This window comes from Ruegeria sp. BK1, assembly GCF_056535645.1.
On sequence record NZ_JBQFIS010000001.1, the window covers coordinates 3,070,828 to 3,088,357 of the forward strand.

The 17,530-nt window shown below is 51.6% G+C and carries 21 protein-coding genes and 1 tRNA gene; 4 read left to right on the forward strand and 18 right to left on the reverse strand.

Annotated features, from left to right (window positions below; genetic code table 11):
- Positions 1-179: 179 nt before the first annotated feature.
- From ACR3E7_RS15210 to ACR3E7_RS15240, 7 genes are all read right to left on the reverse strand, one after another.
- Complete coding sequence (locus ACR3E7_RS15210) at positions 180-491, reverse strand: hypothetical protein (RefSeq protein WP_170603678.1); 312 nt, start codon at positions 489-491, stop codon at positions 180-182.
- On the reverse strand, positions 488-643 hold the full coding sequence (locus ACR3E7_RS15215) for a hypothetical protein (RefSeq protein WP_170408639.1): 156 nt from the start codon (positions 641-643) through the stop codon (positions 488-490). The genes ACR3E7_RS15210 and ACR3E7_RS15215 overlap by 4 nt, the downstream gene beginning before the upstream one ends.
- Positions 636-800, reverse strand: coding sequence for a hypothetical protein (locus ACR3E7_RS15220; RefSeq protein ID WP_170428341.1), 165 nt, complete (start codon positions 798-800; stop codon positions 636-638). The genes ACR3E7_RS15215 and ACR3E7_RS15220 overlap by 8 nt, the downstream gene beginning before the upstream one ends.
- A complete protein-coding gene (locus ACR3E7_RS15225) occupies positions 793-1,851 on the reverse strand; it encodes a hypothetical protein (RefSeq protein WP_170782243.1) in 1,059 nt (352 codons plus the stop codon). The genes ACR3E7_RS15220 and ACR3E7_RS15225 overlap by 8 nt, the downstream gene beginning before the upstream one ends.
- Positions 1,852-1,854: 3 nt before the next feature.
- Positions 1,855-2,034, reverse strand: a complete 180-nt coding sequence (locus tag ACR3E7_RS15230) for a hypothetical protein (protein ID WP_170782244.1) — start codon at positions 2,032-2,034, stop codon at positions 1,855-1,857.
- The gene (locus ACR3E7_RS15235) at positions 2,034-2,540 is read right to left on the reverse strand and encodes a hypothetical protein (RefSeq protein WP_480504111.1); all 507 of its coding nucleotides are present in this window, start codon (positions 2,538-2,540) and stop codon (positions 2,034-2,036) included. The genes ACR3E7_RS15230 and ACR3E7_RS15235 overlap by 1 nt, the downstream gene beginning before the upstream one ends.
- Before the next feature lie 19 nt (positions 2,541-2,559).
- Positions 2,560-2,653, reverse strand: a tRNA-OTHER gene (locus ACR3E7_RS15240).
- 465 nt (positions 2,654-3,118) lie between these two features.
- Here ACR3E7_RS15240 and ACR3E7_RS15245 point away from each other — a divergent pair.
- Complete coding sequence (locus ACR3E7_RS15245; RefSeq protein WP_170782234.1) at positions 3,119-4,093, forward strand: adenylate/guanylate cyclase domain-containing protein; 975 nt, start codon at positions 3,119-3,121, stop codon at positions 4,091-4,093.
- A gap of 84 nt (positions 4,094-4,177) precedes the next feature.
- On the opposite strand, the gene ACR3E7_RS15250 is transcribed toward ACR3E7_RS15245, so the two are convergent.
- Positions 4,178-5,698: a DUF2779 domain-containing protein gene (locus tag ACR3E7_RS15250; protein ID WP_480504110.1), complete on the reverse strand. Its 1,521-nt coding sequence runs from the start codon at positions 5,696-5,698 to the stop codon at positions 4,178-4,180.
- Between the two features lie 60 nt (positions 5,699-5,758).
- On the reverse strand, positions 5,759-6,535 hold the full coding sequence (locus ACR3E7_RS15255; protein ID WP_480504109.1) for a 2-keto-4-pentenoate hydratase: 777 nt from the start codon (positions 6,533-6,535) through the stop codon (positions 5,759-5,761).
- Between the two features lie 123 nt (positions 6,536-6,658).
- Between ACR3E7_RS15255 and ACR3E7_RS15260 the strand changes: the two genes are divergently transcribed.
- The gene (locus tag ACR3E7_RS15260) at positions 6,659-6,856 is read left to right on the forward strand and encodes a DUF3955 domain-containing protein (protein WP_170657922.1); all 198 of its coding nucleotides are present in this window, start codon (positions 6,659-6,661) and stop codon (positions 6,854-6,856) included.
- 702 nt (positions 6,857-7,558) lie between these two features.
- Entirely contained in the window at positions 7,559-9,931 is a 2,373-nt protein-coding gene (locus ACR3E7_RS15265) for an autotransporter family protein (RefSeq protein WP_480504108.1), read from the forward strand.
- An 88-nt stretch (positions 9,932-10,019) separates the two neighbouring features.
- Here the strand turns inward: ACR3E7_RS15265 and ACR3E7_RS15270 are convergent, their stop codons facing one another.
- Positions 10,020-10,949: an SdiA-regulated domain-containing protein gene (locus ACR3E7_RS15270; protein WP_170781838.1), complete on the reverse strand. Its 930-nt coding sequence runs from the start codon at positions 10,947-10,949 to the stop codon at positions 10,020-10,022.
- Between the two features lie 169 nt (positions 10,950-11,118).
- Between ACR3E7_RS15270 and ACR3E7_RS15275 the strand changes: the two genes are divergently transcribed.
- Positions 11,119-11,877, forward strand: coding sequence for a hypothetical protein (locus tag ACR3E7_RS15275; RefSeq protein WP_170781837.1), 759 nt, complete (start codon positions 11,119-11,121; stop codon positions 11,875-11,877).
- Here ACR3E7_RS15275 and ACR3E7_RS15280 read toward each other — a convergent pair whose 3' ends face one another.
- The 8 genes from ACR3E7_RS15280 to ACR3E7_RS15315 form a co-directional block, all read right to left on the reverse strand.
- Positions 11,878-12,747: a metallophosphoesterase family protein gene (locus ACR3E7_RS15280; RefSeq protein ID WP_480504107.1), complete on the reverse strand. Its 870-nt coding sequence runs from the start codon at positions 12,745-12,747 to the stop codon at positions 11,878-11,880. It lies immediately after the preceding gene.
- A 61-nt stretch (positions 12,748-12,808) separates the two neighbouring features.
- Complete coding sequence (locus ACR3E7_RS15285) at positions 12,809-14,242, reverse strand: hypothetical protein (RefSeq protein ID WP_058282221.1); 1,434 nt, start codon at positions 14,240-14,242, stop codon at positions 12,809-12,811.
- A gap of 19 nt (positions 14,243-14,261) precedes the next feature.
- A complete protein-coding gene (locus ACR3E7_RS15290; protein WP_480504105.1) occupies positions 14,262-14,906 on the reverse strand; it encodes a protein-tyrosine phosphatase family protein in 645 nt (214 codons plus the stop codon).
- A 120-nt stretch (positions 14,907-15,026) separates the two neighbouring features.
- Positions 15,027-15,200, reverse strand: a complete 174-nt coding sequence (locus ACR3E7_RS15295; RefSeq protein WP_157054209.1) for a hypothetical protein — start codon at positions 15,198-15,200, stop codon at positions 15,027-15,029.
- 42 nt (positions 15,201-15,242) lie between these two features.
- Positions 15,243-15,548, reverse strand: a complete 306-nt coding sequence (locus tag ACR3E7_RS15300; protein WP_170418736.1) for a hypothetical protein — start codon at positions 15,546-15,548, stop codon at positions 15,243-15,245.
- A gap of 52 nt (positions 15,549-15,600) precedes the next feature.
- Positions 15,601-16,215 carry a hypothetical protein gene (locus ACR3E7_RS15305; protein ID WP_480504103.1) on the reverse strand — a complete coding sequence of 205 codons (615 nt, stop codon included), beginning with the start codon at positions 16,213-16,215 and terminating at the stop codon, positions 15,601-15,603.
- 55 nt (positions 16,216-16,270) lie between these two features.
- Positions 16,271-16,570: a hypothetical protein gene (locus tag ACR3E7_RS15310; protein ID WP_170662709.1), complete on the reverse strand. Its 300-nt coding sequence runs from the start codon at positions 16,568-16,570 to the stop codon at positions 16,271-16,273.
- A gap of 362 nt (positions 16,571-16,932) precedes the next feature.
- Positions 16,933-17,232 carry a hypothetical protein gene (locus tag ACR3E7_RS15315; protein ID WP_170418729.1) on the reverse strand — a complete coding sequence of 100 codons (300 nt, stop codon included), beginning with the start codon at positions 17,230-17,232 and terminating at the stop codon, positions 16,933-16,935.
- Positions 17,233-17,530: the final 298 nt, after the last annotated feature.

Genomic DNA, 17,530 nt, shown 5'->3' on the forward strand with positions numbered 1-17,530 from the left:
TCGCCAGTTCATCACTCGGTCCAGGTAGCTGTAGTCCAGGTCTCGCATGATCCTTCGAACTCGCTCTGGGTCGACTTCGCGATCTTTTCCGGCAGTTTGGACGATGTGTCTGACGTAGATCGCCAACGCGACAATGATCACGGCGGATAAGATCAAGCTGATATGCTCCGCCCCCATCACTAAGTCTTCTTCCTTGGGTCTTCGATCCCGAGGTCGTCGAACACGTTGCCGCTACCATCAGTGATCTCGACATCATCGTCGTCAGTCACTAGATCCCAGGTGTTCTCTTTGACCCATTCATCCCGCCATTTGGGCGCATCGGCCGGACGCTGTGCAAAATCGGCGATTTGCTCGAAAATCATTTTGCGCAATGCAAGCCAGACCTCCGGACCCTCTTTGCGACGAGCTTGCAACTCTGCGATCAAGTCATCCAGAGGAACATCCTGTAACGGGCGCCCGAAGATCTCGTCTTCTGAAAAATCATCTGTCATCGCTCAACATCCTCGACACTGATCGTCAAGACTAAGATCTTGTTTGGTTTTACAGTGATCTCTTTTCCTTCAATCTCTCGAAGTTTGCCGTTCACCAAAGTCTCACAGATCACGAAAATTGGGATTTCCTCTTCTGTAGTCTCGTCACTCATCTGGTTTACCCTGCGGATCAGGCACCTTTCGCGACCGGATCTCATCCGAGGTAATCGGCTTGGTTAGTTTTGCTCGACCAGCCGCAATTTCAGCCTCCCGAAGCCTAAGCAAACGCAAGGTTTGTTCATCCAGCTCAACGTCGTCGTCATCACCCATCAGACTTCTCCCGAGTATAATAACAGTGAGAACAGAGCACTTGAGACCTGTCGGCTGTCCGAACGATGTCACCAACGTGGCCACACTCTTCACACGTCACGCCGCATCGAAACTTCATCCAGTCAGCGTACTCCTGAATGAGATCGTGGTATCGACTGAAACCGATGGAAATCTTGCCATCCTGGCCTTTCTTAATATTCGAGATCTGAATAGTTCCGGGGTCCAGTGCCCTGAACTCCTGACTGAAGGAAAGCTTGTGGAGTGCTTGCGAAATCACTACGAGCCAGCCCTTTCCGACCGCAGGAACAAGAGATGCGCAATCCGGGGAAACGAGGTCTGGATAGTTTTCCACAATGTCCAGCCTCAGGCTGTCGGGCCAGGATTCTTCGGCGCCCTCAAATCGCCGGCGCAGAGCATCATTGTAGCACCAGCTACAAAGCGTCGTCACAAACCCAAGGATGCTCTGGCGTTGGGCAGAATTAGAACAACCTTCACAGGTATGCTCAATCTGATCGACACGCCACTGGATCTCTTCACTCGTAGCCTGGTTGCAGCCCGGGCCCTCATAGACGCGCAAGCCTCCCCATTTCTGTTTGATCTGAACGATGGACGGGCGTTCATCACCAAACAGGTCGGGCTGCTCGTCGATCAACCTCTTCACTTTCTTAAGTGCAAGCGTAAGCTGCTCCGCCCACCCGGCACGATACTCACCAAGCTGCTTGAAGACGCTTCCATGAATATCATTCCAGTCGACAACACTGCTCATCACTGACCTCCGGGCCCGCGCCTCTTTGAGATCGTGTGAAACTTCCGCTATAGCAGTCATCATACGGTCGACCACTTCACGGCCATCACACTCGACATGCAGACCCTCGGTCGACCATGTGACGTCAGAGACGTGCGGAGCTGGGTAGTTGTGCGCCATCACCATACGCATCTCTTCGGCGTACCAGGCGTCAAATGAGCGGAGATCATCTGGAGCTCCATGGTCCTCGATCACACCTCGAACCTTTTCCCGGAATTCCTTCCAGCTCTTTTCGAAATCATCCATCAGTCACATTCTCCAGAACTTGGTCTTGTTGAGATGGAAGACCCCTCTCGAGACTTGGCAAAGGGCAATCGGCGGGACATGACCGGTGGCCAGCGAGCCCGTATTCATGAGCTTCCGGGCGTAGTCCTCATCATCGTCGCCTTCGATAATTTTATTGAAGATCACTTGTTGTTCGGCGGTCATCACCAGTCCTTCTTCACGCACGCGGGGCACCGATTACGGTCATCCGTTCGGTCGATCTGACCGAAATAGCCACAAACTGAGCAGGTCATTTGATCCCGAACAGGATTTTTCCGAACGCCAAAGAACCTCTTCCTTTCAGGGTGGCGCTTGCTCGCGACATCATGCGCGCACCAACAACACAGGGTCGTGTACCAGCCGTTCAGAAGTTGGGTCTCAGCAGCGTTTGAGCATCGCTCACAGGTACGATTTGCTCGTGCAATCGTGGTGGTGATCATCGACTGGATGTGTCGATCATCACACCTGTGGTAGATGCGGAGCTGTCCCAGCTTCTCCTTGATCTGGAGGACAAAGGGGTAGGTGGCACCCTTCAGATCGCAGTATTCCTTAACCTCTGTGAAGAGCTTTGTGGTCAAGCCGGACCAGCCTTCGGGTGTGCGTCCGAGGCTCTCCTCGACCGATTGCTTGATGTCGTCGAAATCAATTGCGTTCGTAACTTCGTCCGCCATGTCGGACACCTCCTGAGGATGGTAGGAGGCGTCGGAATCGAACCGACTCGTGCACTCTAATCTGGAGCAATTACAAGGATATAAGCCTCGCCCGCATACCAATGCTGCCTCCCACGGATTTCGCGTGGGTTATCGACCTCAGGCCGATATTCGATGGCAGTGGATGCGTTTGTTCGTCATGAAACGAAGCTGAACCAGTTCGTATGACCATGTCAAGACGGAGTGTGCTGCACTTCGAAATTCACCGCGTAGTTCCGGGAACCTTCTAGCTTAGCGTGTGCCAAAAAGAATGAAGCATCCTATTTTACGGGTCAGTACAGCGTCGAGTAGCTCTCAGACAGCGAAACGATTCGATCCCCTATGATCCGGACGCGAACTCAGAAACTCCGTCGATAGTTCGCTCTGAACCGACGCGCGTCTTTTGATCTGCGTCTGATGCGCTCTGTTCTGGAAAAATACAAAAGTCTTGATCTGACCAAACCTCAGCGGCAGCATTGACCTGTATCTTTCGAAAAATGGAGATCCCGGTTGCAAGACCTTGTAAGCCTCATTCCATTTAGCGTCTCGAGTCATTTGTGATGATACGTTCCTCACCTGAATTACTGGCGGTTTCGAGGCGTTGGTATGAAATACTCAGAACCAAGAAGAATACTGATGAGTTGCAGAATTTTCTGTCGAAAGCAGATGAACTAAGGTTCGTTGGAACTGGCGAAGGTGAGTTTTGGAGCGGGCGAGCAGTTCGCGGTGGGGTTAGCAGCTTTTTCGCGGAGATTCCGGCACCGGTCGTTTTCGAAGAAGTTGAGGCGGAAGCCTTTGAAAACGGAGAAACGGGATGGTCGTCCTTCGTCCATAAGATTCAGTTTGTCGGCTTTGATGAAGCCGTCTTTTATCGCACTGTCCTAATTTTTGTCTTGGAGGGAGCGGCTTGGAAGATCATTAATCGCCACGCTTCAGTGCCAACGCCAAATATTGAGCTCGTGGGTAAAGAACAGCCGGCCATCCAAAAACTGGTCGATGCTGCGCGTGAAGAGGGACCCGAGCTGATCCAAACCGAAGGTTTAGCTTCGGTACTTTTCACTGATGTGGAGGGCAGTACAACTTTAGCGGAAGCGTTGGGTGATCAGCGTTGGTCGGTGCTGATCGAAAACCACTTCCAAGTCTTATCGGCGATCATTGAAAAGCATAATGGCCAGTTCGTTAAATCCCTTGGAGATGGAACGTTGTCAGTCTTTCCGTCTGCGAAAGAAGCGCTAACGGCCGCTATCAAGATTCAGAAGGCCATTGCATCGGCAACCGGGGAGCCATCTTTCGGTGTTCGGATTGGGATTCACACCGGTGATGTCGTGCAATCTCGTGGAGATTTTTTCGGTACTGTGGTCAACAAAGCGTCACGCATAACGACCGTTGGTGCGGAAGGCGAGATACTCGTTTCAGATGCGACTCGCGCCATGGTCGGAGGACGAACCGATTTCTCATTTTCTCAAATAGAACCCAGACTCCTGAAAGGTCTACGCGGTCACCACGTCTTGTATCGGTTGGAGTGGCAAGATTGAGTATTACGGCTGCCTTAACGCCGACAGATCACACGGATACCCCGCAGAGCTCGGTCGCAAAAGTCTTGCGGTACGCACCACAGCTCACATCGCCAGCAATTCCCGATGAATGGCGACCATCGCCCAGGTGTCGCGCGTGCAATACGCCACAAGATCAGAATAGACCTTCTCGCGCGCTGGATCATCCGGTTCTGTCAATGTTACGTCCTTCCAAAGACGAGATGCGCTTGCCCCCTCTTTGATGTCCAGATCATCGTATGAAAGTTCTGGCAAAAACGCAGGAAGAACGGCCTTGACAGAGGCGCTTCCCTTGAACGCGGGATCGTTGATCACTTCATCCGCAAACGGCTTCATAAGATCTACAACCCGTGCGTTTAGGCCTTCCAGGAACTCTGCATGCTCTGGATAAGTTTCCGCCATTTCCGCATTGCGCGATTTCTCGAACGGCGCATACCAAACCACTACAGAGCCAACGTCTCCCATGTCCTCACGTAGCCTTTCCAGTAAGGCTGGCATCGGGTTACTGGCGTCTCGGTGGAGATACTCCCTGTGCTCAATTTCTCCGCCAGGCTCATGCTGGATATGCAAGGAATACTGGAAAGCCACTTGCTGATAGGGACGCGTTCCGTCCCAGGGTGGCACCAAACTCTGAGACGTTTCGTAGTCAAAATAATAGACCGGATAGACAATCTCGCTCAGAAACCTGCTCAACTCCTGATGATCGATTGTGCGTGCACCGTTCGCCACTGCTCTCAAGTAGCGTTGTGTCGACTTGCCCAACACAGATGGATCAGTGATCTCGTCAATCTTTGTGATCCCATTTGCGATGAGTTCCGAGGCTTTTTCCGCGTTCATGAACGGAAGGCGGTGAATGCTGTCTTGCACGATTGGAGGGTCGAGCTTTTCGCGAATGTCCAGCCATTCACCGTAGGATTTAAGGCGCGCTCGTTCGGGGGATGGATCAGGCATCGTACCACTGGCAACGACGCTCAATGCCTGATCAATCCTAGTGCGTGTTTTTTCGAGCTGCTCAGTCACCGCATCCGTGATGTCAGTGATGCTGACAAGCTCTTGCGGATTGATTTCGCCATTTCTGAAGTAATCACGGTTCACATGTGCCACTTCGCAGCGCGAAATGGGGAACCCGGCTGCCTCAAGCACGACACGCTGGAATGCGAGATCAAAAGTGTGTTCGGGCTTTGCAGATGTCCCGCTCTTGATCTCTGTCAAAACGTACCCATCGCTACTGCGACTCACGATGTCGGAGATGCAAGTTATGGTTCCATCTTCATAGCGTCCCTGTGCCACGGCGTTCGCACCATCTCTCCAAGCATCCAGAGTGCGCGCGGGCAGAGCCTGGTATTCTGAAAAATCTGAAAAGCCGAGTTTTATGAGATCACCAAAAAGCTCCTCTGCATAAGGTTCAAACGCGTGCCCCTCGTCAAAGCGTGCTTGCAATGAGGGGTCAATTGGCGGCAACAGATGCCCGGCGTGTTTTTTGATCCATAGCCAGGCAGGGTGCCTGAGAAACATCATGTAATCTGATTTGGATAGCATCGTGTAACTTGCATCCCAGAATTGATGAAACCAGTGGAAGACCATCATGGTCAGCTATTGAGAGCAGCTTTTCTTTGGTGCAGTCGGCGTCACCACTCTACCAAAGCCTCATGTAAATCGTACGGATAGCTCGGTGTCCATCACGCCACCAAAACCAGCTGACCATTGTTCGCCCGGCGAAACTGGCCATGCGTCCGTCAATGTGCCAGTTGTGACTAGCTCGCCTCCTTGAAGCTGGTCGTCTTTGGAAAGCAGAGACACAAGATGAGCCAGGACTTTGATTGGGCCTCCAAGCGCGTTTTCACCCTTGCCGGCCTCGATAGCCTCGGTGCCCTTGAACAACGCTAGTGGCACTTCGGCCAAGCCGATCAAAACATCATGCGTCGCCGCGATTTTGTCGCCAAGAACAAGGCAGCCGTGCAATCCTTGTGCTGCGATTGAATCTTCGACTGAGAATTTCCAGTCGGGATAAATCGATTGCACGATTTCAAACCCTGGAGCGACCCACTCCACGCAACCTGCCAACTGTTCATTGTTCATTTCAGCCGTCGGCGCATCGCCGAGGCCAAGTACGATTTCTGGCTCGATTCTCGGTTCTGAATACCTTGCCAAGTTTACCGGCTGATCAGTCGAAAACAGCCCATCTGAGTGGACCTCTCCCCAAATGGGTTGATCCACACCATAAACAGGCCAAATCGTGCGGTTCGTGAAGCCGACTTTTCTGCCAACTCTTTCTTTGCCCAAAATCTCGCGGACACGACTAGCAATCGAATATGCGTCATCCAGCGATAGCTGTCCTGCCTCTGAAGACAGTTTAGGTATCTGCTGGGCAGAGGTCAGGGCATCAGCGATTGTCTTAGCGTTAGCTTCAATATCTCTTGTCATATTCGCATTATACGCGCCTACGGCTGGATTGCGATGCAATCAAGGTATTGAAGAACTAGGCTCCTCAATTCACAGGTATGAAAAACGATGCTAACTATTGGCCCATTCCCTAGGAGACCTGACATGACCAAACTTCGCCTTTTTGGTATCGTCATCCTTTTCCTTGCAGCACTAAGTGGGCTTTCAGAGCACCTGTTTTATGGCGGTGTCGATCCAAACGGCGTTCTGCAAGAAAGCTTCTTTTTGCCGCTGACTTTCATTCTCGCAGCAATTGGCATCGTTGTGCTCGTAGCTTCTTTGTTCCAATCGCGGCGTGACTGAGACGCGTCCGTCTGTTCCAAAACGCAAATCGGGTAATCTCCAGGATGGCGACCTCCGCCCAAGTCTAGGCAGGCCTCCTCAAATTGGTAACGTTCGACCGCACCTCCCGCTAGGAACATGCATAACCCGACCGTCAATACGGTGAGCGCCAACAGTATCTTCGTACTCCGTGTCATTTCTCAGTTTATTGTTTCATTCTCTTGATGTCAGTCAACCAGCTTTCAGATCTTGTCGAAAATTGGCAAGCTCTGAAACTCAAACTTCAAATTGGTTTCGTCGAGTTTCTGAATAAGGGACGCGCTCTCGATCAGATCAATCTCGGTCCAGAAGTTTTGGCCTACTAGCTTGAAAAGGTGCGTATCGGCGGAGCGGTGAGCATCTGCATTGATCTTAGCTTTCGACTCCGAAACCCAATGATCCATGCCTATACTCAATGGCGCTGTTCAGCGCCCATCAAGCTCGGGAAAATCGTTTCAAGGCTTGACCTTTTGCGATTGCTTCTACGCAAAGGTGGATTTGGTCGGAATGTAAAACCCGGCTTGTCTTGCCTCGCAGTAAATGCACGAGCAGGTCTGCATTGCGCAGACCTTCCCGTGTTGTGAGCTTGCTCAAATGCCACAACAAAAAATCCAAAAAGATAAACTTTGTTTTTCAAGTCCTAAGTTGAGGTAGCTTCGCTTGTACCGCGAGAGGAGAAAGTTGGTGACAAACAATAGGCCGTTCCCACTAAGTCGAATTGCTCAGCGCATCACTCTGGCGAATATCTCATTCTTAATCTTGGCGTATTTCTTACTGTCCGGCGATGCCCAGGCCCAAAGTTCGCAATCTTGCGTTGAAGTTGGTGCTCCGCGTCAAGAATACACTGCTGGAACAGAGACCATTCTTAGCGGGCAGACGATATCCTCTACTGTTAAATCCTGCCTGCCAATTCCAAACGGGCCCATCACGGCGCTTCTGATTGGTAATTCCACCATAACGCCTTCTGGGGAAATTGAGCTGTATGTCCCGGGGCAGAGTCAAAATCCAGACAGAGCATCGGTACTGACTTTGTTGAACGTCGATGTCGCGGCTGGGAGCGGCGACTTTGTTTCACGGGAGGCCCTGACGACGCAAATCAACGGCAAGCTACGGGTGAATATTATAGGCACTTCGATTGGTTCGGGAAGGTCGATGACATTCGCACCCGCCAATGGTGGAGACGTTGACCCTACCGAGGTGTATTTCCAATCAGACACGCCGTTAACTTACGATAACTTGACAGTAACAAACGCGACGGAAATCGCGTTTGGTGTGATCAACATTCAGACAAGAATTGCTCAAGCGTCTGATTTTACACTGACCAACAGTTCAATGACGGCCACCAGCAATATGGTGATCGGTGCTGGTTCAACACTTCGGCTTGACGCGTCCAGCAGCTTAACCACGGTCGATTTTGATAACTTTGGTACTCTGGCCGGCAACGGCACCGTGAACGCATTCAATTTCAACGTGAGAAATGGCGCTGTTCTTTCACCAGGCTCCTCGATTGGGACGTTGAATATTAATAGTGCAATTTCCTTCGATGCAGGGTCGACGATTTTGTCGGAAGTCGACCCCGCAGCGGCACAAAATGCGGATCTGGTTTCGTCAACAGACGCAGTCACTGGTATCAACAACGCCACCATACAAGTCGAAGCCGTTCGTCCCGGCCTGACTGCGCAGGACTATGCTGCTGGCAACGACTACACGGTTTTTCAAGCCTCGAGTTTCGATGGAAACTCCCCAACTCTTGTTGCCGGAGGATCTCTGCCCGCCCTATCCAGTCTGAGTATCTCAAACACGCCAACCGCGGACGGTAGAATTGATATTGCGGTTTCGACACTCCCCGTTTCGAGTTTACCGCAACATCCATCAGTTGTTGGATCTCCCAATGCAAGCAACCTTGCTGGTGCGGTGGCCAACACCACAAACACGTCTCCAGGAACCAACCTGACCAACGGCACAACCTTGGGCAATGCCGTTAACACGCTTACCAATTCAGGTTTGGCTGGGTTTAATCGTGTGCACGCAGAACCCTATTCCTCCAATTTGACCGTTGGGCTTGAGCAACTCGACCTGATAACCAACACAGTGCTGAGCCACGCTGACTGCCGCAAGTATCAAGCGGTTGGCTTCAACAATGAGGATCAACCTATTGCATCGGGAGACATCGACTCGGCCCAGAGCCCGAGCGGCGCAATAGACTGCTCTGATCGGCGCTGGTGGATCGACACGGCCTATGTGAGCGGGGACGTTGATGGAAGCAATGGCCTTGGCACATTCGACTATTCGCTGGGCACCATTTTGGTTGGAGCTGATGTCGCAAGCACCAATAGAGGTGTGGTCGGCGTGTATGCAGGTTTTGGGACATCCTCCATGGATGAACACGATCAAGTCGATCAGGACTTTTCGACCGACAGCTATCATGTGGGCGTGTATGGGCGTACAACAACAGGAACTTGGGAGTTCTCCGGACTGATCGGTTACATGTTCGGTGAAACTGATGCCAAGCGGAACAACCCTTCTGTTGATGGCTTTACGGGGGGCGAGGCTAAATCGGATTTGGACCAAGAGGGAATCCACGCCGGTATCCAGGCACGGAAGTTGTTTAACCTGGAGAGCGGTGCAAGGGTTTCTACGGTTTTCGGATTGAACTACGGGCGTATCCAACAAGGTTCAGGCACAGAGACTGGCGGTGGTGATTTCAATTACTCGATTGAAAAAGCGGATGCAGAATCGCTGGTCGCTTCCATTGGAGTTGACTACCAGCGGGATTTCTTGACAGAGAATGGTGTGCTAACCCCAATCGCCTTTGCTCGTTACGAGTATGATTTTTTTGCCAACAAGGATAGTGAGCACGAAATCACTGTAACGAGCCCGATATTTGGGACATTCACGCAAGTCGGACAAAACCGAGGCGCCAATGGTTTCGTTCTTGGGCTTGGACTGGGCTATCAGATTTCTGATCTGGCAAGACTAACGGCAGGGTATGGTTACTCAGTTCGTTCCAACGGCCAAGAGCATGGCCTCGGTGCAAACTTAAGTGTTCGGTTCTGATTAGGGTGGAGCAACGAAGAGGAGTGGTAAGTTAGCTGCAACAACTTGCGGAAGCTATCGTGGCAATGTGAGCGTCATTCTCTAGCGATCAAAATTTGGGGATATTAAAAACATAAAGCCGCGATTTCTTGGCGTCGTCTGTCAGTATATAGAGAAGCCCTCTGGTCTCATCGAGAGCGATCCCTTCGGGATGTTTAACTTCCTTTTGTTTGCCATCTTCTGTGAACGTCAAACTGATAGACTTTATGGACTTGGACTCTGGATCGTAGACGAAGATTTGACGGCCTTTGTCACTCACAATCCAAAGAGAACGTGAGGACGGGGACCATGCTAGGCCGCTCAAATCCAGTTCATCATCATCTACACGCTCGGAGATAAAACCTGCATCGCGGGCTAAAGGAATGATCTCAATAATTTCGTCTAGCTCTGGCGATAACACCATTAACAACCTTGGTTGTCCCTCAATCCCAACGAAGACCCGCCCGGATTCCGGGTCAACGGCGATGCCTTCGGGTCCCTTGTTCAAAGGGTTGCCGACGAGTAATGCAGCGGCGGCCGAGTAACCTTTAAGAGATGTGAGAGGGATTGTAGTTAGTTGAATGGGGTCAGTCGGGTGAACGACTAGAATTGATCGATCAGTTTCCTGAAGTACTAAAACAGACCCATCTTTTCGTGATGCGACGCCCTCCAGATCTGATCCCGCCAATGAAGGCAGCTTGAATGAGTTTCCTAATGCCCCGTCGATTCCAAGTAGGTGCAGTTTAGGTTCAGCGTCGCTTACTGACCATAAGAAGCCTTCGGCGTTGGACAGAGACAATCCTGAAGGCTCTGAGAAGCCTTCCGATTTATCCGCCACCTTGAAGGAGTCGATGAGTGTCAAACCGGGGTTGTCGGCATGGGCGAACTCGATCCAAGCCAAAAATGCGACAGCGGCGCTTGCAAAGGAAGCCAATTTCGCAAGCTTGGGGAAGCACCGTGAAAACCCAATTTTCGACCGAAGCAGCTTGTGTTCTGACATTGGATATTCTCGCGCATGAACCACTTCCCTGTATCAGCGTTCGTATCACAGTCCGAATGCGATGTCCGAAGAATGCACGGTAATCTCTTTACCTGATCGCGCCTGTTGCGATTGAATTGGACAAGATGGCGGAACGCAATCTGCCAGAGCAAGCAGGAAGGAAGTTAAGTTGAACAAGACTTTCCCACTCATGGCCGCGCTATTGATGGTGCTGTTGCCAGGCGCTGCGGTAACACAAATCGACCCCGCTACGATGCTGGCCGGTACTTCAGAGTCGGAAATACTTATCGAACGACGTTGGATACAGTTTCGGGGCAAACAGGAACTGTATTTTTTTACTCTCGACGTCATCGTAACTGTCATATTGACTGGACTAATCGTTTATCACCCTGTGAGGCGGAGAGCCCGCAGAAGTGTCAGTGATATCATGATGCCCAGGCTGTTCTTCCTATACGCGCTTGTCGGCATGGCGGTTGGATTCTTGGTAGTCCAGCACGGATCAATGATCGGGTTCGTGATCTTTGGAATAGGAGCCCTGTTGAGGTTCCGATCAAATATGGATGACCCGGTCGACACGGTGGAAATGATTATAGTGACCGTGCTTGGGCTGGCGGTAGGGCTGGGCTTGCCCTTGATGGCCACATTGGTGGCGGTTGTATGTTGGTGTTTCATTTGGCTCGGTGGGCGAAACAAGGGCGTGGAAATTTCGCTCAAGGCTTCAGACGAAGAGCACTCATTGAAAGTCAGCGGAGCCATTGAAGCCATGGCCGCAGACGCTGGCTGGAAGCTGGTCAGAAGACACCACGTTCCCGGCAAATCTCGCGTTTCATTGCTTTTCATTACCTCGGGTGGATTGTCGGAAGCTCGGATCGAAGAGATGATAAACGATCTGGTCCCTGATAAAGTTGAGCTGAAACTCAACCTCTAGTCATTTCACAAGGTCTAAGCGTTTCAGCACCGCATTCGGGGATCTGATCTCTTTCGGGAGCGATTTGAAGTTTACTGACCTTTCGAAATCAGGCCCTCGATATACTGCTATCCCAAACTCTCCACTTGGTTGGAACGTAACATGAGTGAAGCTGTGAGGTGATTTGACATTGTCACCAATAAGCCGTCGCGGGCCACCTCCCAAACAAGCTTGGGAAACATAAGCCACACCGTCTTTCCAGCCTGGGTAGAAGGCATGATGGTGGCCTGACAGATGCAGAACGACACCGCTTTCCAAATAGATTTTTTCAAGTGTTGGGTCACCGATGATTTCGTGTTCGCGCTGGATCGCGAAGGGCCAAAGTGGGAGGTGACTGAAAGTGACAACCGGATTTCCATTTGCACCCAGTTCCACAAGTCGGTCCTGTTGATCACCGGATAGCGGCCCTAAGGTCGTAGCATCCAAAGATGCAAACGTTACGCCCTGCATCTCAAACGCGTAGAAGAACGGGTAGTCATCCGAAACCAGGAAGTCGACGTCTGGTTTTCGTGGTATCCATTCCTCTGCGTATATTTTTCTTTCACGCTCGAACCCACGGTACGCAGAGGCATCATGGTTTCCTGGCGTGACCGCAAATGGAATGCCGGCAGCCTCTAAAGGATCTGATACGGCCTCGTGAAACGCCTTCCACATATCCCTGACCTGTTTGTCGGACAAGTTGGGAATGCGCTGTCCCGCAACCATATCTCCGGTCGAAATAACCAGATCTGGATCAATCTCGACTATCCGCTTAATCGCTTTGTCGACGCGGGCATCGTATCTTACCGAACCATAGCTTCCGTTCAGATCCGATATGACGATAACATCCAATGCCGCCGCTTTGCAGGCGAGCAGAGCGGTCCAAATGAACACCGCAATAAGAGCAGAACACCTACGGGTCATTACAGTCCAAGGCCCCTACCTCGGTGTCGTTTCTCAAAAAGAATGCGACAGGATCCAAGTCGAACATCAAATCGCCATTTGAACAATTGCTCTGGAGGATGGACGTTGCCAGCGCAGTATTTTTGACAACTTGTGCAATCTGACTGTCTGACAAACCAAAGCTTTGCGATAGCCAGTCATGGATCGGGCCTTGGGTTTGAAGGTCACTATTCAATGCAACCAGGCGTCGATATGTGCTTGGAGAGAAGTGGCGAATTTTCTCCAGCATTTGAGTAGATTTCGCGAAGTTGGCATACTCGACACGCCCACCAGCATCGTTGTCGTTTAGATTGCTGCGACGGATCAATAACGCGTCGGCGGGAACGTCTCCATCGTTTGGTTCATGGTGCTTGGCTTTCTTATGCTTCAGTTTTCCGTCTTCGACCCAATACCAATAGGGTGTGAAGTCTATGTTTCCCACGCGGTCCTGCTGGCTAAAGATAAAATCAAGGAGAACAATCTCGGTAAGCTCTTGCATCCAAAAGGTCATCTGTTGGTCACTGACATCGGGACCGAGATCCTTGTTGATCATCCGGTCTTTACGGCCTTCTTTAACGCCCTCTGCAATGGCCTCTGGCATGGGTTTCGAAGAACGCAAAGCTAAGAAAGCGGGGGTTTCCTGAAAATCGCGGTTCTGACCTTTCCCCCATCCAGATTTGCGTGTGCCGTTGATTTCCGAGCCGTATCTATGCCCAGGACTATCGAGCAGTACACCGTATATTTGCGTTCGATCCGAAGTGAATAAATCGTCGGTTGGCTGGTATGAGGCTGGGTCAGCATCCGCAGCTGCGAAGACCCGCCAGCCTTCATGGTTCATGCGTCCGCCATGAGAGCCACCAGAAATCGCAAGGCCAGGCTCGGCGACCTCGGAAAAATGCGCCTGGGTGTCCATGCTACGCCAAACGGCGACTGGAATTTTTACAGTCGTGTCGAAATATCTGGAGAAATGATAGTAAAGCAGCGACGAGGTGGAAAAGGTTCCACTGGTGCCCTTTTGGTTCATGGTGGATTTGAATTTGGCCACCCTGTCCTTGGCCAGATCTTTCGCCGCCTTCCCCTCTTTGCAAGCGTTTCTCTCGAACTCAGAACGGTTCCCCGTGTAGGGTCCTTCCGAAATATCGTAGACGGCCATTCCTGGGCTGGTGCTCCAGGTTTTCGGGCAAATAGCAATTTCGGAGGCATAGAAATCGATCTCGCAATAGGCTGTCTCTTCCTCAAGATCGCTTTTTTGATACGCGCCCGTTGGAACTTTTTCGATCCGAATGCAGCGTTCCGTAACGCCGTTGGGACTCTCAAATGTTGTGGCTTCACCGAGGACATCGTCGCTCGCCCACAAGGCAGTGGGTGCAATGAAAGCCAGTGACCCCAGAAGATTGAACCTCATTTGGATACTCCTCCCGATATCATTTGGGGCAAATCGCTGCCTGTTGTTCGGTAGAGATCGTCAAATTGGGGTCGACACTGAATTTGGAGAACTTTGAGTCAATCCACTGGTCACACCCGCCTGAACATGGGGCACCGTTACGGGCCTCATTCCAATAGTCCTTGGCCCTTTCTTCCGTCCAACCGCAAAACTGAACGAGCGCCATTGCCGACAATGCTCCCGAGGAATGAACGCCCCACATGCAGTGCACCAGAACAGGACCCTTTCTAGGGTTTTCAATCACCTCATGTATGGACGCCATGACGGCACTGGGACGGGAGGATCTGGCGCTCTGATAGTCAAAGGATCCGTTTCCACAACTGGTGCGACCGTATTCAGTGTTTTTGCCAAAGTCGGCATAAAACCCGGTTGAAAACCCTTCACCGCACAGAGTTTCGCGTTGACCTTCACTTAGGCCAGTTCGATCCTTGTCGCCGCCCTTGAAACCGGATCGATACAACACTCCGCTTAAGACTGGGCGAAAGAAAGCGACACCATCAATGCCTCCGTCACCACCCTTTGAAAGCATTTGACTGTTGCTTGGACCGCCATTTCGACTGGTCACGTCAGAATTCGCAGCGGTTGCGAGAACACCAATGAATATGAGGGACGCCAAAAACCGCATGCCAAATCCTTTCTATTCTTGAACCTTTAATGCTCAAACTCTTGCGACCTGATTGTCTCTCGGAAAGGCTAGTTCATGACAACCATATGAAGTGGGTAAATAGCTTTCCGCTGTGAAACTTTAGATGGGCCACACGAGATTGATGATAACGACGACTACGAAGTAGGCTAGAACAACTTTCCAGTTCCATTGGTGCTTGTTTTCTTCGTTGATCACGCCAGCCGATTTCAATGCCAGGTTAGTGATGATTAAGGCGACAACGATGACCGCCGCGTGTGCCAGGTCGAATTGCAAGTTTGGGCTCCTTCTCTTGGATTTGGGATTGATGGAAATTTGTCAGCAATCACCTGATGGCAGCATAGCTACATCTGAGTACCTTCCCTCAGACGTCGTGATCTGAGCACATGCACCTGTATCCTTGTTAAACCAGTACGAGGTCAGCCCTTCGCTTCGGATGAGTTCAAATCCGAGACTTTGGATGCCCATTTCAGCTTGGCCCGCTCTTGCCCCTTCAAATGGCGAAAGATCGCTAGAGCTGCCCACAGTTGGTGCACTTGCATCCACCGATCCGCCACTCTCTTCGCATGCTGCAAGTGCAGAAATACATACCGCGCCGATCACCATTAGGACATTGGTTCTCATGTGTTTTTCCTGGCTGTTTTGGGAACGTGTTCAAGGGCTTCTGGTCGATCACCTATTCAATTCCGAAAATTACGTTGTAGCCGACGGAAGAGTTGCTGCGATTGATAACCTCCACAACATGATCACCAGATTGCCAAAGCTGCCCTCGATACTCCTTGTCCGCCGACATCAACCCTAACAGTTCAGATCCATCGGGGTTTCGAATAACGTAGTCCAAGGAGCCATTTCGCGGAGCAACGCGGACGTATAGGAACTGTTCGTTTTTCGCACCGAGAACATATTGCTGGGATGCTCCGGGCGCGAGTTGGCCAACGAGTTCTGCGCCAGTGGAACCAGAACCAAATTTGACACGTTGGCTACCGGTAGAGCCGGCGGCGCCTGCCATGGCTCCACCGCCATCATCCATCGCTTCGACAACCGACATCTCGCCGATGCTTCCATCCTTGTACGCGATGCAGCGCCAAAGTGTTCCACCTGCATCTCGCAGCATGACCAGCGTACCAGCTTCCGAGAACTGTGAGCTTTCAATCGTACCTGATTGACCGTCTGGTCCTCCAACCTGCCGCAAATGGTCAATACAAGCGTCGTCAGCTTCTGACATCGCAAATGCAGCTGTGCCCGCGATTGCGAACATGGGTGTGAGGAGCTTGAGTAAAATGAGTTTCATCAGATGGTTCCCTATTGGCTTGTCCTTACAGTTTTGTTCCGTGCAAAGCGGAACCTCACTTCGCTTCTCGTAACTTTGACAGAAATTCATCGCATGCCTGCGCGCTGCCGACGATCTCGCCCGTCGTTTCAATTCCTTGCATTGACGCCATCTCGGAATTCACGCGATTCAGGATCTGGTCCGCTTGCTCGGCGGTGATCAGGTTTTCGGCTTGTGCTCCTTTCAATGTGGAGCAGACACCGGCGGACAAGCCTGTCGCAACGCCGACACCTACCGCGGCCCCGCCACCCAAGGTCATCGCCCCGACCACGCCGAGGACGAGCCCGACCACAATGCCCAAGATCACTTTTCCCATGTTTTCCTCCCTTTTGGTGAGACAGAGCTCCGCCTTCACTATTGGCGAAAATGCGTGCCCATCTGCAAATCAAGACCAGCACTGACAGGTTGAGCACAGGCGCAATCGCCGCAAACCACGGTTTGGCCGACTCCGAGACCAAGTCCGCTACAAGTATCCAAGGTAGTCCCAACGGTAGAAGGAACACTCCGGACAAAGGGTCTCGTTCCTGTCCCAACCAGCCAAATGTGCCCGTCAAGAATGCAACCAACGCCAACAGGTACAGGACCGCGAATACGATGATGGTGGTTCTACAAACCAAGTCGAGCCTCAGCAGATCAAGCCAGGGCTGCGCAGCCGTTTTCAGCTACGCAGCAGACAGGTCACAATGCGCCTTCGTCACCCAGGAACTCGATACCAGCTGTCGTGCCATCACTGTAAGCAATGCAGTTCCAAGGAGCGCGATCCTCGCCAACGCCGACTGTGACCTGTGTTCCCGCCTCGCTAAACGCGGATGAGAGCACCACGACTTGTGAATTGTTCGTTGTGCTGGCTACATCTCGCAAACACGCTTGCTGAGCCGGCGTGAGTTCGGCGGACGCGCTTGATGTACTCGTATCGTCGCAGGCCGCAAGCAGTGCGAAACATGTCGTGCCTGCAATCATCACCATCTTGTTAGACATTTTCTTCTCCCTCTGGTTCCCTTAAAATTTGTGAAATTGGATGCACTAGTTTGAAGCTCTCGCGTCTGGGCAGTCAATAGAACATACCTCGATCCTGTGACTGCCTTTCCTAAAACTTGCCGCGGGGGCTTGGTCGGTGGAACGATATTTCGTTGACTATCTGGGTCGCCAATAACGCGTGATGGCCGAATGACGTCGCTGGCAAGAGCTAGAGCGAGCTTCGGAGAGAGGGCGAGTTCGTTGAGTCTGAGCATCGCGTCCTCTCAAGCACGATCACTTTAGAAAGTCTTCCAACCGC

Excerpts from the sequence above, each read along its gene's own strand:
- ACR3E7_RS15210 (WP_170603678.1), bottom strand. The coding sequence starts at position 491 with ATGACAGATGATTTTTCAGAAGACGAGATCTTCGGGCGCCCGTTACAG.
- ACR3E7_RS15215 (WP_170408639.1), bottom strand. The coding sequence starts at position 643 with ATGAGTGACGAGACTACAGAAGAGGAAATCCCAATTTTCGTGATCTGT.
- ACR3E7_RS15220 (WP_170428341.1), bottom strand. The coding sequence starts at position 800 with ATGGGTGATGACGACGACGTTGAGCTGGATGAACAAACCTTGCGTTTG.
- ACR3E7_RS15225 (WP_170782243.1), bottom strand. The coding sequence starts at position 1,851 with ATGGATGATTTCGAAAAGAGCTGGAAGGAATTCCGGGAAAAGGTTCGA.
- ACR3E7_RS15230 (WP_170782244.1), bottom strand. The coding sequence starts at position 2,034 with ATGACCGCCGAACAACAAGTGATCTTCAATAAAATTATCGAAGGCGAC.
- ACR3E7_RS15235 (WP_480504111.1), bottom strand. The coding sequence starts at position 2,540 with ATGGCGGACGAAGTTACGAACGCAATTGATTTCGACGACATCAAGCAA.
- ACR3E7_RS15245 (WP_170782234.1), top strand. The coding sequence starts at position 3,119 with ATGATACGTTCCTCACCTGAATTACTGGCGGTTTCGAGGCGTTGGTAT.
- ACR3E7_RS15250 (WP_480504110.1), bottom strand. The coding sequence starts at position 5,698 with ATGATGGTCTTCCACTGGTTTCATCAATTCTGGGATGCAAGTTACACG.
- ACR3E7_RS15255 (WP_480504109.1), bottom strand. The coding sequence starts at position 6,535 with ATGACAAGAGATATTGAAGCTAACGCTAAGACAATCGCTGATGCCCTG.
- ACR3E7_RS15260 (WP_170657922.1), top strand. The coding sequence starts at position 6,659 with ATGACCAAACTTCGCCTTTTTGGTATCGTCATCCTTTTCCTTGCAGCA.
- ACR3E7_RS15270 (WP_170781838.1), bottom strand. The coding sequence starts at position 10,949 with ATGTCAGAACACAAGCTGCTTCGGTCGAAAATTGGGTTTTCACGGTGC.
- ACR3E7_RS15285 (WP_058282221.1), bottom strand. The coding sequence starts at position 14,242 with ATGAGGTTCAATCTTCTGGGGTCACTGGCTTTCATTGCACCCACTGCC.
- ACR3E7_RS15290 (WP_480504105.1), bottom strand. The coding sequence starts at position 14,906 with ATGCGGTTTTTGGCGTCCCTCATATTCATTGGTGTTCTCGCAACCGCT.
- ACR3E7_RS15300 (WP_170418736.1), bottom strand. The coding sequence starts at position 15,548 with ATGAGAACCAATGTCCTAATGGTGATCGGCGCGGTATGTATTTCTGCA.
- ACR3E7_RS15305 (WP_480504103.1), bottom strand. The coding sequence starts at position 16,215 with ATGAAACTCATTTTACTCAAGCTCCTCACACCCATGTTCGCAATCGCG.
- ACR3E7_RS15310 (WP_170662709.1), bottom strand. The coding sequence starts at position 16,570 with ATGGGAAAAGTGATCTTGGGCATTGTGGTCGGGCTCGTCCTCGGCGTG.
- ACR3E7_RS15315 (WP_170418729.1), bottom strand. The coding sequence starts at position 17,232 with ATGTCTAACAAGATGGTGATGATTGCAGGCACGACATGTTTCGCACTG.